Consider the following 14,774-nt stretch of genomic DNA (forward strand, 5'->3'; position numbering starts at 1 on the left):
TCGGGCGCGTGGACCGACCCTCCGGCACGACACCCCCACCCTCGCCCGACGACGCGGCGGGCGCCCCCGCGGCGGTGCTGCACGTCGTCGTCGCGCCCGTCTTCGGGACCAACTGCACGGTCGTGAGCGTGCCGAGCGGCGACTGCGTGGTGGTCGATGCGGGCGCCGGGACCGCCGACGACGTCGCCGCCCACGTCGCGTCGGCCGGCCTCGTGCCGCGGGCCGTGCTCGCGACCCACGGGCACGTGGACCACACCTGGGACGCGGCGGCGCTCGCGGACCGGTTCGGCGTGCCCGTCGTCCTGCACGTCGCTGACGCGTACCGGCTCGCCGACCCGTTCGGCAGCCTCGAGCACGGCTCGCCCACCGGCGAGCGGGGCGAGCGCTCGCTCGTCTCCGGTCCGCTCGGTGCGGCGCTGGCCGCGGCCGGTGCCCGTCCGGGGGACTACCGCGAGCCCGCGCGGGTGGAGACGTTCGACCTCGCCGCGGGCGAGGAGGGGGAGCTGCGCTGGGGCGACCTCGTGCTGCGCGCGGTCGGCGCACCGGGCCACACCGAGGGATCGACCCTCTACCTCGTGGGCGAGCCGGGCGCGGGGATCGTGCTCAGCGGCGACGTGCTCTTCGCGGGGTCCGTCGGTCGCACCGACCTGCCGGGCGGGGACGGCGCGACGATGGCGCGCACGCTGCGCGACGTCGTCGCGCGCCTCGCCCCCGCCTGGGACGTGCTGCCCGGCCACGGCCCCTCGACGACGCTCGCGCGCGAGCTCGCGACCAACCCGTTCCTCGCGGGCTGACACGCCCCCCGCGTTGCGTCCGTCGGGCGGGACGATGCGGACCTCCGTGCCGGCGTCTGGGAAGATCTGACCCATGGCCAGGCCCACACCCCTCTCCGGTTTCCCCGAATGGCTCCCCGACGGACGGATCGTCGAGCAGCACGTCCTCGACACCCTGCGCCGGGCGTTCGAGCTGCACGGGTTCGGCGGGATCGAGACGCGCGCGGTCGAGCCGCTCGACCAGCTCCTGCGCAAGGGCGAGACGTCCAAGGAGGTGTACGTCCTGCGCCGGCTCCAGGAGGAGGCCGGCGAGGCGGAGGCCGCGAGCAGGGGTGACAAGCAGCTCGGCCTGCACTTCGACCTCACCGTCCCCTTCGCGCGCTACGTGCTCGAGAACGCCGGTCACCTCGCCTTCCCCTTCAAGCGCTACCAGATCCAGAAGGTCTGGCGTGGTGAGCGCCCCCAGGACGGACGGTTCCGCGAGTTCATCCAGGCGGACATCGACGTCGTCGGCGCGGGCGAGCTGCCCTACCACTACGAGGTCGAGCTGCCGCTCGTCATGGCGGAGGCGCTCGGCGCGCTGCGCGACATCGGCGTCCCCGAGGTGCGCGTCCTGGTGAACAACCGCCGCGTCGCCGAGGGCTTCTACCGCGGCCTGGGGATCGACGCCGTGGACGAGGTGCTGCGCCAGATCGACAAGCTCGACAAGATCGGCCCCGAGAAGGTGTCGGGGCTCCTCGTCTCGGAGGCGGGCACCACGACCGAGCAGGCCGAGGCCTGCCTCGCCCTCGCCGCGATCAGCGGGAGCGACACGGGCGTCGTCGACCGCGTGCGAGCGCTCGCGGCCGAGCACGGCGTCGAGCACGAGCTCCTCGAGACCGGGCTCGGCGAGCTCGGCGCCCTGATCGAGGCGGCGAGCGTGCGTGCCCCGGGCGTCGTCGTCGCCGACCTCAAGATCGCGCGCGGCCTCGACTACTACACGGGCTCCGTCTACGAGACCGTGCTCGTGGGCCACGAGCAGCTCGGGTCGATCTGCTCGGGCGGCCGCTACGACACGCTCGCGTCCGACGGCGCGAACACGTACCCCGGCGTCGGCCTGTCGATCGGCGTGTCCCGCCTGGTCTCGCGCCTGCTGTCCGCGGGCCTGGTCCGGGCGACGCGCTCCGTGCCGAGCGCCGTCGTCGTCGCGGTGACGAGCGAGGAGACGCGCGGCGCGTCCGACGCGGTCGCCACCGCCCTGCGGTCACGGGGCGTCCCGGTCGAGGTCGCGCCCGCCGCGGCGAAGTTCGGCAAGCAGATCCGCTACGCCGACCGTCGCGGGATCCCGTTCGTCTGGTTCCCGGGGCGTGTCGAGGAGGACGGGACGCGGTCGCCGGACCAGGTCAAGGACATCCGCTCGGGCGAGCAGGTGGACGCCGACCCCGCGACGTGGGAGCCGCCGGCCGAGGACCGCTTCCCGCGCGTCGTGCCGGCGGCCGGCTGACCGACCGGCGACCGCGCCCGCCGGACGCGAGGGAGGCGAACGTGACCGGACCGGTCGAGCTCGCGCTTCCCTTCGCGGGCACGTGGCTCGTGCAGAACAGCCCCGCACGTCGCGTCCCGAGCCACGGGACGCACCTGTTCGCGACGACGTACGCGATCGACTTCGTCGCGGTCCGCGGCCGCCGCACCGCGGACGTGCGCGACTGGCGCACCGCTCTCGGCACCGAGCCGCCGGAGCGGTTCCTCGCGTTCGACCTGCCCGTCCTCGCCCCCGCCCCGGGCACCGTCGTCGCGGTGCACGACGGCGAGCCCGACCACGAGGCCCGGCGCTCGCCGTCCGCGCTGCTCGGGTACGCGCTGACGCAGGCGTCCCGGGCGCGCGCGGGCGGCGCGGCGCTCGCGGGCAACCACGTGGTGCTCGCGCTCGACGCGCCGGACGCCTTCGTGGTCCTCGCCCACCTGCGCCGGGGGTCGGTCGCGGTGCGCCCCGGCCGACGGGTGACGACCGGGGACCTCGTGGGCCGGTGCGGTAACTCGGGGAACTCGACGCAGCCGCACATGCACGTGCAGGCCATGGACGGCCCCGACGCGCACGTCGCGCGCGGCGTGCCGCTCGCGTTCCGCGCCTTCCGGGAGCGCGGCCGCGACGGCCGGACCGGCGCGGTCGCGCTCGGCGTCCCGGCCGAGGGAGCGGTGGTCGAGCCCGCCTGAGGACGCGCTGTCCGGGGCCGCCCGCCGCGGGCCTCAGGCCGTGAGCGCGCCGATCCCCGTGACCCACCCCGCCAGCACCCCGATCGCGACGAGCGCCCCGGCGAGGGCGAGCACCGCGCCCGCCGCGACGACGTCGGGCACGCCCAGGGGCACGGGGCGCGACGTCGTCCGGGGACCGGAGCCCAGGCCGCGCGACTCGAGCGCGACCGTCAGCCGCTCGGACCGGCGCACCGCCCCGACGAGGAGGGCGAAGGCCGCCGCGCCCAGCGACCGCGGGGAGCGGGGGAGCCGGCCGGGACGTCGTCGCGGGTCGCGCACCGCCTGGGCGCAGCGGATCGTGTGCCAGGCGTCGGGAAGCTCGACGAGGAGCCGGTGCGCGGCGAGCACCGCGAACGTCCAGGTCGCCGGGAGGCGGGCGTGCTGGTGCAGGCTCGTCATGAGACGCACGGGGTCGGTCGCGAGGACGAGCACGAGCGACAGCGCCCCGACGAACAGCGTGCGCAGCGCGAGCGCGGTACCGATCGTGAGGCCGTCCGCGCCGACGGTGAGCGGCCCGAGCTCGACGGTGTCGCCGCCCGGCCGGGTGACGACGTTGACGACGAGGAGGCTCGTCGCGAAGACCACGAACGGGACGTGGGTCAGCGCGAGCGTGCGCACCGGCACACGGCCGAGCGCGAGCAGGGCCGCGACCGTCAGCAGCCAGGCCGTCGCGGGGGTGACCGGGTCGGTGACCAGCAGCGCGCCGGTGGACAGGAGGAGCACGGTGGCGAGCTTCACCGTCGGGTTCCAGCGTTCGAGGACGGACGGAGAGCGTGCGGTCACGGGGCCACCTCCGCAGGGAGGAGAGTCCCGGGCTCCGGGACGCCCGCCACACCGGCTGTCGGGACGGCGCCGCGCGCTGCGTCGCAACGGGCGTCGAGGGCGCGCACGAGCGTGCCCGGGTCGACGCCGCGCGCACGACCGGTCCGTGCCCACCAGTCGAGCAGCGGGGGGCGGCGCAGGCCCGCGAGCGCGCACAGCGCGTCGTCGGCCAGGACCGCGGACGGCTCCGCGACCGTGGCGAGCGCGCCGTCCGCGACCACGGCGACCCGGTCCGCGATCGCCGCGACGAGCGAGAGGTCGTGCGAGACGAGGACCACCGCGCCGCCCGCGTCCGCCCGTTCGCGGAGCACGCGGGCGGCCGCGGCGGCCTGGGCCCGGTCCAGGCCGAACGTCGGCTCGTCCGCGAGGAGGACCGGCGGGTCGAGCACGGTCGCCGTCGCGAGGGACAGACGCCGCTGCTCGCCGCCCGAGAGCCGGTACGGGTTCGCGTCGGCGAGGTGTGCGAGCCCGAACGCGTCGAGCGTCCGCTCGACGCGAGCCTCCAGGTCGGCGAGGCGGGCCAGTCGTGCCGACCACGCGACCTCCTCGCGCACGGTGCGGGCGACGAGCTGGTGCTCGGGGTCCTGGAACACCATCGCGACGGGCTCGTCCGTCGCGGTCACGACGTCGCCCGTGGTGCGCTCGAGCCCGGCCAGGCCGCGCAGGAGCGTCGACTTGCCGCCCCCGTTGGGCCCGACGACCGCGAGCACCTCGCCCACGTGGACGTCGAGGTCGACGTCGCGCACGACGGGGTGCCCGCCCCGGCGGGCGCGCCCGGCGGTGAGGCCGCCCCGGTGGACGGCGAGCCCGCGCGCCCGGAGCGCGACCGGACGCTCCGAGCCCGTCGGGGGTGGGGACGACGCCCGCGCGAGACCGACCAGCCACTCGTCGGTCGCCGGGGAGCCGAGCGGACCTGGGGCGCCCGCCTGCTCCAGGCGGACAGCGAGCGGCAGCCAGCACCCCAGGTCGGCGAGGTCGCGCGCGTGCTCGCGCAGGACGCGGTGCGTGGGGCCGTGCGCGACGACGCGGCCCTCGCGGCCCAGCACCAGGGTGGCGCCGGGCAGCACCCCCAGGTCGTCCAGGCGGTGCTCGACGAGCACGACGGAGCGATGAGGAAGCCTGGCCGGCGACGTCTCGCCGTCGGGCCCGGGTGTCCGGGCGAGGCCGGCGACGAGCGCCCCGACCTCGTGGGCGGCAGCGGGGTCCAGGAGCGCGGTGGGCTCGTCGAGGACGACGAGCTCCGGATCGGCGACGAGCGCGGCGGCGACCGCGACGCGCTGCGCCTCACCGCCCGACAGGGCGTGGGTCGGGCGGTCGCGCAGGTGCGCGGCGCCGACGGCGGCGAGCGCGGCGGTCGCACGGTCGTCCATGGTGCGGGGGTCGGCGCCGCGGTTCTCGAGCGCGAACCGCAGCTCCTCGTCCACGGGCGCCAGGCAGAGCTGGTCGCCGGGCCGCTGCTGGACCAGGCCCACGCGGGCGGCGAGCACGGGCGGCGGCACCTCGCGCGGGTCGAGCCCGGCGACGCGCAGCCCGCCCGCGACGGTGCCCGGGAGCGTGTGCGGGACGACGCCGACGAGCGCACGCAGGAGGGTCGACTTCCCGCAGCCGGACGGGCCGAGGACGAGGAGGCTCGTCCCGGCCGGGACCGTGACGTCGACGGCGTCGAGCACCCGGGCGCCGTGGTGCCCGAGGTGCACGGTCACGGCGTCGGCTGTGACGGCGTCGGCCATGGCGGGGTCCCGAGGGGCGGCCTCGGGTGTGTCGGGGGCGGCGCGCTCAGCCACGGCGGGCCGCGCCGATCGCGAAGGCGTCGAGGGCGCCGGTGCGCGCGAGCGCGTCGCCCAGGAGGCGGGCTGCGAGGCCGCACAGGACGACGCACGACACGACCTGGACGCCCAGCCGGAGCATCGCGTAGTCCTGCCCGAGCCAGCCGAAGCGCACGGCGTTGAACGCGAACGTGACGAGCGCGGCGCTCACGCCGGACGCGACGAACACCCACCAGCCGAACCGGCGGTAGCGCGTGAGCGCGAACGGCAGCTCGGCGCCGAGGCCCTGGACGAGGCCCACGACGAGCAGGAGCGGCCCGGCGGGGGAGGCGAGGAAGACGACCTCGACGAGCGCGGCGAGGGTCTCGGCCAGGATGCCGACCCCCGGCTTGCGCACGACGTACGTGGCCAGCGGGCCGACGACGATCCACGCGCCCGCGAGGACGTTCGCGGCGAGGTCCGCGAGCGGGCCCATCGCGAGCTGCAAGGGGGCCCAGAGCTGCACGAACGCCCAGTACACGAACCCGAAGACGACGCCGAGCACGGCGATCAGCACCGTCTCGTGCAGGGTCAGGCCCCGCCGACGCGCGGCACGCGGGGGCGTCGTCGGGAGCGCGTGGCCTGCGGTCCCGGTGGTCGGGTCGTCGGTCGTCCCGACGACAGCGCCAGGGGCGGCGCCCGGGGTCGTCTGCTGCGGGGTGGTGCGGGGCTCGGCCATGCGGTTCCCTCCGTCGGGCCCCCGGGGCGAGGGGTGCACGACGGCGCGTCACCGCCTCGGCCCGCGCGCACGGCCGGGCGCGGGGCGCGCGGGCACGAGCGCGCAGGGGACGGTGACGTCGGCCCTGCTCCCTTCGCTGGTACGAACCAGATCAGGTTCCACGGGTCTGCAGGGGGGACGGGTGTCCGGCCTGCACTCTCAGCGCTCGTGCGCTCCCCGGGGGCGTTCGGGCCCGACCCTAGGGCCTCCGTGCGCTCTCGACAATCCCGGCGTCTCAGCCCGCGGGACGGCGTGGCGGGGCGTGAGAGCGTGGCGGCATGACGAGGGACAACGACCCCGCCGCGGTCGCGGAGCTGGACCGTCTCGACGAGGCGGTCCGGGCCGCGCCCGCCGGAGACACGACGGCGCAGATCGCGCTGTGGCGGCAGGCGACGCGGCTCGAGACCTGGTTCTTCATCGCGCGGGGACCCGAGGACCGGCCCCGCCCCTACGCCGTGGGCGCGGCACAGGGCCCGATGGTCTGCCTCTACAGCAGCGCCGACCGGGCGCGGGAGGCCGCGGTCGCGCTGGGCGTCGTCGGCGAGGGCGCAGGGGTACCGCTGCTCGGGGTGCCGGTGCCGGACGCGATCGACTACGTCGCGTCGTTCGGCGCGGCCGGCGTCGTGGGCGTGACGCTCGACCACCCGCGGATCGGCCACCACGTCCCGCTCGCGAACCTGGGCCTGCTCATGGCGTGGGCTGCGGAGGACGCGCCGTGACGGCGCCGTGACAGCACGGAGCGGGTAGCGGACAGGCCGGTGCGGCCCCGTGTGAGGCGGTGGACCTCGCGGGGAGCGCGCCACGTCCGAGCGACCTTGACACGCAATCGAACACCTGTTCGAATGCTCTCGTGCGGTGGGACGGACAGGCGATCGGCGCGGACGACGGAGCGCTCCCGGGGTTGGAGCGTGTCGGCCTCGTGCGCAGCGTGCGCACGCCGGAGTTCGCCGGCATCACCTTCCACGAGGTGACCGCCAAGAGCGCGTTGTCCAAGGTGCCGGCCATGTCGCGCATGCCGTTCCGCTGGACGGTCAACCCGTACCGGGGGTGCAGCCACGCGTGCTCCTACTGCCTGGCTCCCACCACGCCGGTGCTCCTGGCCGACGGCACCCAGTGCCCGATCGGCGAGCTGCGCGTCGGCGACGAGATCATGGGGACTGCGCCGCACGGCGCCTACCGGCGGTACGTGCGCACGCGTGTGCTCGACCGCTGGACCACCCGCAAGCGCGCCTACCGCGTGACGCTCGCCGACGGCACACGGCTCGTCGCGAGCGGCGACCACCGGTTCCTCACGGAACGCGGCTGGCGCCACGTCGTCGGCGGCGCGGGCCGCCGCGCCCACCTCGCCCTCGGCGACGTGCTCGTCGGCCCGGGCGCCGCGGCGCTCGCGGACGGCGCGGTCGCGCTCGAGGGGCGCGACGTGACCGGCGGCGACGCGCTGCGCGTGGACTCCCTCGAGGCCCTCGACGGTCCGGGAGAGGAGACCGACCTCGTCGACATCACGACCGGCACGCGCGACTTCGTCGCGGCGGGGGTCGTGAGCCACAACTGCTTCGCGCGGCCCACGCACGAGTACCTGGACCTGGACGCGGGCGAGGACTTCGACCGTGAGGTCGTGGTCAAGGTCAACGTCGACGACGTGCTGCGCGCCGAGCTCGCTCGGCGGTCGTGGGGCCGCGAGGCGGTCGCGCTCGGGACCAACACCGACCCCTACCAGCGGGCCGAGGGCCGCTACCGGCTCATGCCCGGCATCATCGACGCCCTCGCCGGGTCCGGCACGCCGCTGTCCGTCCTCACCAAGGGGACGCTCCTGCGCCGCGACCTGCCGCTGCTCTCCGACGCCGCCTTGCGCGTCGAGGTCGGGATCGGCGTCTCGCTCGCTCTGCTGGACCCGGCGCTCCAGGCGAGCGTCGAGCCCGGCACGCCGTCGCCCCGCGCCCGGCTCGACCTGATCCGGGCCGTCCGCGAGGCAGGGCTGCCGTGCGGCGTCATGGTCGCGCCCGTCCTGCCCTGGCTGACCGACTCGACCCGAGCGCTCACCGACCTGCTCGACGCGGTGAGGGACGCCGGTGCGACGGGCGTCACCGTCCTGCCCCTGCACCTCAAGCCCGGCACGCGCGAGTGGTACATGGGCTGGCTCGCGCGCGAGCACCCGCAGCTCGTGCCCGGGTACGAGCGCGTCTACGCGCGCGGCACGTACGCCTCGAAGGCCTACCGGTCATGGCTGTGGGACCGCGTGCGCCCGATGCTCGAGGCGCGCGGCTTCGCCGTCTCCGGGCACCGCGGGCCCGCGGGCGTCGAGGGGCGGTACCGCCGGGGCGAGCTCGGCGGCCTCGGCGACCGTCACCACGACCCGGGGCCGCCGACGGACGGCGCCTACCCGACCGGGAGCCTCGCCGGGTTGCCTCCGGAACCCGACGGGCGCAGTCACGACGGCGCCCTCGCGGGGATGCCGGTCGACGGCGGGGGCCTGGACGTGGTCGGCGGGGGAGTGGAGCAGGTCCTGTTCTGACCGGGTGACACATGGTCGGGCCGACGCCGACCTGGTCGATGCGAGCCCGGCGAAGCCCCGCCAGCGGTCCCCGTCGCGTCTGGCGGGCGAGTCAGGTGGACGTGTCGCGATCCGGCACGTCTACGACCCGGACGATGTCCGTGCGTGCCACGACCCGGTCCCGGACGTCGGCCAGCGCCACGCGGGCGGGGTCGGTCATGTACGCGGCGAGCGCGTCGTCGTCGGGCATCTCGATCACCTGGACCTCGGTCGGCAGCGTCGCGTCCTGGCCGGGCAGCGCCCGCACGCGCGACAGCAGCCGGCCACCGTGGACCGGCACCAGCGCGAGGACGTCGTCCTCGTACCGGCTCAGCAGATCGGCACTGCCCTCGGTGGGCCACAGCAGGACGCACAGCGTGATCGGCATGGTCGGCACGCTACGCCGTCGCGCCGCCGGGACCGTCAGCCGTCCGCGAGGCGCGCGGGGAAGCCGCCCGTCGCGACCGGGCCCCAGCGCGTGATCGTCAGGCGCACGAGCGACTTGCCCTGCGCGACCATGGCCTCGCGGTACTCGTCCCAGTCCGGGTGCTCGCCGCTGATGGAGCGGTAGTAGTCGACGAGCGGCTCGACCGAGTCCGGCAGGTCGATCACCTCGGCCTCACCGTCGACCTGCACCCACGGGTCGGAGAAGCTCTCGCCCAGCGAGAGCAGCGACGCGCGCGGGTCGCGGCGCACGTTGACCGCCTTCGCGCGCTCCGGGTACGTCGACACGACGACCCGGCCCGCGTCGTCGACCCCGTACGTCACCGGGCTGAGCTGGGGCCGGCCGTCGGCGCGGGTCGTGACGAGCACGCCGTCGTGCCGGGAGCGCAGGAACTGCTCGAGCTCGTCGCGCTCGACGCGCCGGTTCGTCGCGATGTGCGTGCCACGGGTCACCCCTCACTCGTGCGGGCGGCGGGCCGGTCGGCGAACGCCGGTGCCGCTCGCCCGGGCGCGGGTTCCGGGCGCGCGTCCGGACACGCGACGCGGTCGACGCCCTGCCGGCACGGCGGCACCGCCACGGTATCCGGTCGAGCCGCCCGCCCGCCCGCACTAGACTCGTCCGGACGCGCGACCGCCCCCGGGAGCGCGACCCCCACCGCCCACCTGGAAGGAACCCTCCGTGCTGCGCACCCGAACGGCCGGCTCACTGCGGGCCGAGCACACCGGTCAGACCGTCACCCTCACGGGCTGGGTCGACCGTCGGCGCGATCACGGCGGCGTCGCCTTCATCGACCTGCGCGACGCTTCCGGGATCGCCCAGGTCGTCATCCGTGACGAGGCCGTCGCGCACCCGCTGCGCAACGAGTTCGTCCTCCAGGTGACCGGCGAGGTCTCGCGCCGCCCCGACGGCAACGAGAACCCGTCCCTGCCGACGGGCGAGATCGAGGTCGTCGCGAGCGACGTCGTCGTGCTCAACACGTCCGAGGCGCTGCCGTTCCAGGTCTCCACGGCGCTCGCGGACACCGAGACGATCGGCGAGGAGGCGCGCCTCAAGCACCGCTACCTCGACCTGCGCCGGCCCGCGCCCGCGCACGCGCTGCGCCTGCGCGCCAAGGTCAACCAGGCCGCGCGCCGCGTGCTCGACGCCGAGGAGTTCGTCGAGATCGAGACGCCGACGCTCACGCGCTCGACGCCCGAGGGCGCGCGCGACTTCCTCGTGCCCGCGCGCCTCGCGCCCGGCTCCTGGTACGCGCTGCCGCAGTCGCCGCAGCTCTTCAAGCAGCTGCTCATGGTCGCGGGCATGGAGCGCTACTACCAGATCGCGCGCTGCTACCGCGACGAGGACTTCCGCGCCGACCGCCAGCCCGAGTTCACGCAGCTCGACGTCGAGATGAGCTTCGTCGAGCAGGACGACGTCATCGCTCTCGCGGAGAAGATCCTCGTCGCGCTGTGGGAGCTGATCGGGTACACGATCCCGACGCCGATCCCGCGCATGACGTTCCACGACGCCATGCGCCTCTACGGGTCGGACAAGCCCGACCTGCGCTTCGGCAACCCGCTCGTCGAGCTCACGGACTACTTCACGGACACGCCGTTCCGCGTGTTCCAGGCGGAGTACGTGGGCGCCGTCGTCATGGCGGGCGGGGCCTCGCAGCCTCGCCGCCAGTTCGACGCGTGGCAGGAGTGGGCCAAGCAGCGCGGCGCTCGCGGGCTCGCGTACGTCACGTTCCAGGAGGACGGGACGCTCGCCGGTCCGGTCGCCAAGAACCTGTCCGACGCCGAGCGCGAGGGTCTGCGCGACGCGACCGGCGCGCAGCCGGGCGACGCGGTGTTCTTCGCCGCGGGCAAGACGTCGGACTCGCGCGCGCTGCTCGGCGCCGCGCGCCAGGAGATCGCGAAGCGCACGGGTGCCATCGACGAGGACGCCTGGGCGTTCGTCTGGATCGTCGACGCGCCGCTGTTCAAGCCGACGGGCGAGGACGATGACGTCGACCTCGGTCACTCGGCCTGGACCGCCGTGCACCACGCGTTCACGTCGCCCACGCCCGACTGGGTCGACACGTTCGAGCAGAACCCGGGCGAGGCGCTCGCCTACGCGTACGACATCGTCTGCAACGGCAACGAGATCGGCGGCGGCTCGATCCGTATCCACCGCCGCGACGTGCAGGAGCGCGTGTTCGACGTCATGGGCATCGGGTCCGAGGAGGCGCAGGAGAAGTTCGGCTTCCTCCTGGACGCGTTCAAGTTCGGCGCGCCGCCGCACGGCGGGATCGCGTTCGGCTGGGACCGCATCGTCGCGCTGCTGACGAAGTCGGACTCGATCCGCGACGTCATCGCGTTCCCGAAGTCGGGCGGCGGGTTCGACCCGCTCACGCAGGCCCCCGCGCCGATCACGCCCGAGCAGCGCAAGGAGGCCGGCGTCGACGCGAAGCCCGCCGCGCCGCACGACGACGCCGAGGGCGAGGCGTAGCCCGCTCCCAGCACGCCGCGCAGGGCGCCTCACCCGTTCCGGGCGAGGCGCCCTGCGCCGTCCCCGCGCGAGGACGGGCGACCGTCCGGCGGCGTCGCTAGTCTCGGCGCATGCACGCAGGGGGGATGGCGGGGGGCTCTTCGCGCTCGGATGGACGCCCCGTCGGCGCGCTCTTCGTCGTGAACCTGCCGTTCGTCGCGACGTCCGGTCTCGCGACGGTGGCGCTGACGGTGTACGACCGCACCGTCGTGCTCTCGACCCCCTTCGTCCTGGCGGTGGTGGTGCTCGCCGGGACGGTCGCCCTCACGCTCCTCGTGCCGTGGCAACGGCTTCCGCCGCGGTGCGAGCTGGCCGTCGCGGTGCTTGACCTCCTGGTCACCGGCCTGTTCGTCGGAGCGGGGGCCCCGCTCACGCTCCTCGCCGTGTTCCCCGTGCTCTGGCTGGCGCAGCGCCACGGGCGAACCGGCGTCGCGCTCGGCGTCGTCGGCGGGTTCGCGGTCGCCTGGATACCGTCCGCGCTCACCCTGCCGGCGATGACGAGCAGCCAGGCGGCGCGGGTCGTCCTCGTCCCGGTGGTCCTCACGGCGGTCGCGCTGTCCGTCGGCGCCATCCAGCGACGCTCGGACGCGCGCAGCCTCCTCCTGCAGCGTCAGGGGCGGCTCCTGCGCAGCGCCGCGGACGACCTCAGCGCCGAGCGGAGGCTCCTCGAGGCGGTCGTGGGCACGGTCGGGGTGGGCATCGTCCTGCTCGACGAGCACGGGACGGTGGTGCTCGCGAACCGGCTGGTCGTCGAGGCCACGGACGGCGCCCTCCATGCAGGCGCCACCCGGGCGGCCCTGCCCGACGTCCGGCCGACGACGCTCGACGGCGAGGCGATCGTCCCCGGGGCGCTCGACCGCGCGATCGCCGGTGAGGAGGTCCGCGGCCAGGTCGGCTGGTGGCCGCTGCCCACCGGCCGCCGGGCGCTGCGCGTCTCGGTCGTCCAGCTCCAGGGGCACCAGACCGGCGGCTCCGGGAGGCTGGCGGTCGTCACGTTCGAGGACCTCACCGAACAGGTCTCCGCGCTCGACCTCAAGGAGGACTTCGTGGCCGCGGCCTCGCACGAGCTGCGCACCCCGCTGACCTCGATCGTCGGGCACCTCGAGCTCGCGGTCGACGACCCCGCGTTCCCGGACGTCGTGCGTGAACGCCTCGTCGTGGCCGAGCGCAACGCGGACCGCCTCCTGGTGCTCGTCGACGACCTGCTCACCGCGGCCTCCACCCGAGCCGGCGAGCTCGTGGTCGAGCGCGCCCCGGTCGACCTCGGCGCCGTGGTGCTGGACGCGGTACGTGCGATCGGTCCGATCGCGAGCGGTGCGAAGGTGTCCGTGGACGCCGGCCCAGGTCTGACCGGCGAGCACGCCGCACCCGCCGTCGTCGGCGACCGGGCGCGGCTGCGCCAGGTGGTCGACAACCTTCTCTCGAACGCCGTGAAGTACTCGGACGCGGGCGGGTGCGTCCGGGTCGCCGTCGAGCCCGTCGGCCGCGAGCTCGTGCTCACCGTCGCGGACGACGGCCTCGGGATCGACGAGGCCGACCTCGGCCATGTCTTCACCCGGTTCTACCGCGCGGGCGCCGTGCGGAACGGGCCGCGCCACGGGACAGGGCTCGGCCTGCACATCTCGCAGCAGATCGTGCAGTCCCACGGCGGGTCGATCGAGCTGCTGAGCGCACCGGGGCGCGGGACGACCGCGCGGGTCCGCCTCCCGGTCGTGGGAAACCCGTCGTGACGGGCCTGGACCCGACGACGGTGCTCGTCGTGTCGCCGGTCGTCATCGTGGTCGTGGGCAGCCTCTTCGTCCTCGAGATGTGGCGACGGGACCGGACCGACGTCGTCGACCGGTGCTGGACGCTGACCTTCGTCGCCGCCGTCGTCACGACGTTCGCCTACCTCGCGGCGAGCAGCCCTGCCCTGTGGTGGGCCGTACCGCTCGGGAACGCCGCGTTCGTGGTGTCCCTCGGATCGATCTGGTCCGGTGCTCGCGCGCGATTGGGGCACGACCCGGCGCTCGGCGTCGTCGGGGCCTCCGCGGCCCTCGTGGCGCTGGCCGCGATCGTCGCCGGTCCCGACGCCGGACCGTGGGCCGGCGCGCTCGCCTACCTCGTGGGGGTCGCGGCCTGGTCCGTGCTCGCGGCGGTCGCCCTGCTCGGCCCGGGGAGCGCCGGCGCGCGCGAGGCCCGGGCGCTCGGGGCCGCGTGCGCCGTGGCCGGCTCGTACTACGCGGTGCGCGCCGTGGTGTACGCGGTGGGCGGCCCGACGTCGGAGCCGTTCGTCCGCTGGTTCGGCACGGCGACGACGACCCTCGTCAACCTCGTGCTCATCGTCGTCGGCGCGTTCGCGATGATCGCGCTGCGCACCCGTGAGACGGCGGAGCTGGGGGACGCCCTGTTCGACCCGAGCAGCGGCGCCCGGACGCGTGCTGGTCTGGAGCGAGCGGTGGCGGAGCGTGCAGCGGAGCACGGAGGAGCGGGTCGATGGGAGCTGGTCGTCGTCGCCCTGGAGCTCCGTGACGTCCGGGCGCTCCGCGACGCCTACGGTCCACCGGGGCCGGAGCGGGCGCGGCGGCACCTCGCGGACGTCGCGCTCGAGACCGCTCCCGTCGGTGCGCTCGTCGCGACCGACGGCCGGGCGCCCGGCGTCGTCGTCGTGCTCGCGGAGGACGACGAGGTCGTCCGCGGACTGTGGCTCCGCGCGCTGCGCGGGCGGCTCGTGGACCGGCCGTTCGCGCTGGGCGGCGAGGTGCTCGGGCTCGACGTGGGCGAGGGCGTGGCGTCCGGCGCGGCGGCGGAGCTCTGGGCGACCGTGGAGCGTGCCCGGACAACCGCGCGGGGGAGCAGGGACAGGGCTGCGCAGCACGGTGACGACGTCGCCCGGGGATCTTGAGCAGACCTTGAGGTTCCCCTGCGCGGAGCCCGAGCCCCCGACGCGGGTCGCCCCGCA

General features: G+C 75.6%; 13 protein-coding genes and 1 riboswitch. Of the genes, 8 read left to right on the forward strand and 5 right to left on the reverse strand.

Annotated features, from left to right (window positions below):
- Positions 1–8 precede the first annotated feature (8 nt).
- The 3 genes from ACN9MS_RS10045 to ACN9MS_RS10055 all read left to right on the forward strand — a co-directional run bounded on the left by ACN9MS_RS10045 (position 9) and on the right by ACN9MS_RS10055 (position 2,966).
- Entirely contained in the window at positions 9–794 is a 786-nt protein-coding gene (locus tag ACN9MS_RS10045; RefSeq protein WP_426311764.1) for an MBL fold metallo-hydrolase, read from the forward strand.
- A 73-nt stretch (positions 795–867) separates the two neighbouring features.
- Complete coding sequence (hisS, locus tag ACN9MS_RS10050; protein ID WP_426311765.1) at positions 868–2,256, forward strand: histidine--tRNA ligase; 1,389 nt, start codon at positions 868–870, stop codon at positions 2,254–2,256.
- A gap of 41 nt (positions 2,257–2,297) precedes the next feature.
- Positions 2,298–2,966, forward strand: a complete 669-nt coding sequence (locus ACN9MS_RS10055; protein WP_426311766.1) for a M23 family metallopeptidase — start codon at positions 2,298–2,300, stop codon at positions 2,964–2,966.
- Between the two features lie 33 nt (positions 2,967–2,999).
- On the opposite strand, the gene ACN9MS_RS10060 is transcribed toward ACN9MS_RS10055, so the two are convergent.
- Genes ACN9MS_RS10060 through ACN9MS_RS10070 form a run of 3 tightly spaced genes read right to left on the reverse strand, consistent with a single transcriptional unit; the run spans position 3,000 to position 6,311 of the window.
- Positions 3,000–3,788, reverse strand: coding sequence for an energy-coupling factor transporter transmembrane component T family protein (locus ACN9MS_RS10060; RefSeq protein WP_426311767.1), 789 nt, complete (start codon positions 3,786–3,788; stop codon positions 3,000–3,002).
- Positions 3,785–5,557: an ABC transporter ATP-binding protein gene (locus ACN9MS_RS10065; protein ID WP_426311768.1), complete on the reverse strand. Its 1,773-nt coding sequence runs from the start codon at positions 5,555–5,557 to the stop codon at positions 3,785–3,787. The genes ACN9MS_RS10060 and ACN9MS_RS10065 overlap by 4 nt, the downstream gene beginning before the upstream one ends.
- Positions 5,558–5,603: 46 nt before the next feature.
- The gene (locus ACN9MS_RS10070; RefSeq protein ID WP_426311769.1) at positions 5,604–6,311 is read right to left on the reverse strand and encodes an ECF transporter S component; all 708 of its coding nucleotides are present in this window, start codon (positions 6,309–6,311) and stop codon (positions 5,604–5,606) included.
- Positions 6,312–6,420: 109 nt separating this feature from the next.
- Positions 6,421–6,540, reverse strand: a riboswitch (TPP riboswitch).
- Positions 6,541–6,628: 88 nt separating this feature from the next.
- Here ACN9MS_RS10070 and ACN9MS_RS10075 point away from each other — a divergent pair.
- Together ACN9MS_RS10075 and ACN9MS_RS10080 are read left to right on the forward strand one after the other, a co-directional pair.
- Positions 6,629–7,069: a hypothetical protein gene (locus ACN9MS_RS10075; RefSeq protein WP_426311770.1), complete on the forward strand. Its 441-nt coding sequence runs from the start codon at positions 6,629–6,631 to the stop codon at positions 7,067–7,069.
- Between the two features lie 131 nt (positions 7,070–7,200).
- Positions 7,201–8,862: an Rv2578c family radical SAM protein gene (locus ACN9MS_RS10080; protein ID WP_426311771.1), complete on the forward strand. Its 1,662-nt coding sequence runs from the start codon at positions 7,201–7,203 to the stop codon at positions 8,860–8,862.
- A gap of 91 nt (positions 8,863–8,953) precedes the next feature.
- Here the strand turns inward: ACN9MS_RS10080 and ACN9MS_RS10085 are convergent, their stop codons facing one another.
- Positions 8,954–9,268, reverse strand: a complete 315-nt coding sequence (locus ACN9MS_RS10085; protein ID WP_426311772.1) for a hypothetical protein — start codon at positions 9,266–9,268, stop codon at positions 8,954–8,956.
- Between the two features lie 35 nt (positions 9,269–9,303).
- Positions 9,304–9,777: a PPOX class F420-dependent oxidoreductase gene (locus ACN9MS_RS10090; RefSeq protein ID WP_426311773.1), complete on the reverse strand. Its 474-nt coding sequence runs from the start codon at positions 9,775–9,777 to the stop codon at positions 9,304–9,306.
- Positions 9,778–10,003: 226 nt separating this feature from the next.
- Between ACN9MS_RS10090 and aspS the strand changes: the two genes are divergently transcribed.
- From aspS to ACN9MS_RS10105, 3 genes are all read left to right on the forward strand, one after another.
- Positions 10,004–11,794 (forward strand): aspartate--tRNA ligase, encoded by a 1,791-nt coding sequence (gene aspS, locus ACN9MS_RS10095; protein WP_426311774.1) that lies wholly within the window; start codon positions 10,004–10,006, stop codon positions 11,792–11,794.
- Between the two features lie 110 nt (positions 11,795–11,904).
- Positions 11,905–13,563: an ATP-binding protein gene (locus tag ACN9MS_RS10100; RefSeq protein WP_426311775.1), complete on the forward strand. Its 1,659-nt coding sequence runs from the start codon at positions 11,905–11,907 to the stop codon at positions 13,561–13,563.
- Positions 13,560–14,717, forward strand: a complete 1,158-nt coding sequence (locus tag ACN9MS_RS10105; protein WP_426311776.1) for a hypothetical protein — start codon at positions 13,560–13,562, stop codon at positions 14,715–14,717. Before ACN9MS_RS10100 ends, ACN9MS_RS10105 begins: the two co-directional genes overlap by 4 nt.
- Positions 14,718–14,774: the final 57 nt, after the last annotated feature.

The organism is Cellulosimicrobium sp. E-16, assembly GCF_049913115.1.
Taxonomy (GTDB): Bacteria; Actinomycetota; Actinomycetes; order Actinomycetales; family Cellulomonadaceae; genus Cellulosimicrobium.

What these genes read in the sequence shown, in the direction of transcription:
- hisS (WP_426311765.1), top strand. Translation starts at nt 868, where the DNA reads ATGGCCAGGCCCACACCCCTCTCCGGTTTCCCCGAATGGCTCCCCGAC.
- ACN9MS_RS10065 (WP_426311768.1), bottom strand. Translation starts at nt 5,557, where the DNA reads ATGGCCGACGCCGTCACAGCCGACGCCGTGACCGTGCACCTCGGGCAC.
- ACN9MS_RS10070 (WP_426311769.1), bottom strand. Translation starts at nt 6,311, where the DNA reads ATGGCCGAGCCCCGCACCACCCCGCAGCAGACGACCCCGGGCGCCGCC.
- ACN9MS_RS10075 (WP_426311770.1), top strand. Translation starts at nt 6,629, where the DNA reads ATGACGAGGGACAACGACCCCGCCGCGGTCGCGGAGCTGGACCGTCTC.
- ACN9MS_RS10085 (WP_426311772.1), bottom strand. Translation starts at nt 9,268, where the DNA reads ATGCCGATCACGCTGTGCGTCCTGCTGTGGCCCACCGAGGGCAGTGCC.
- ACN9MS_RS10100 (WP_426311775.1), top strand. Translation starts at nt 11,905, where the DNA reads ATGCACGCAGGGGGGATGGCGGGGGGCTCTTCGCGCTCGGATGGACGC.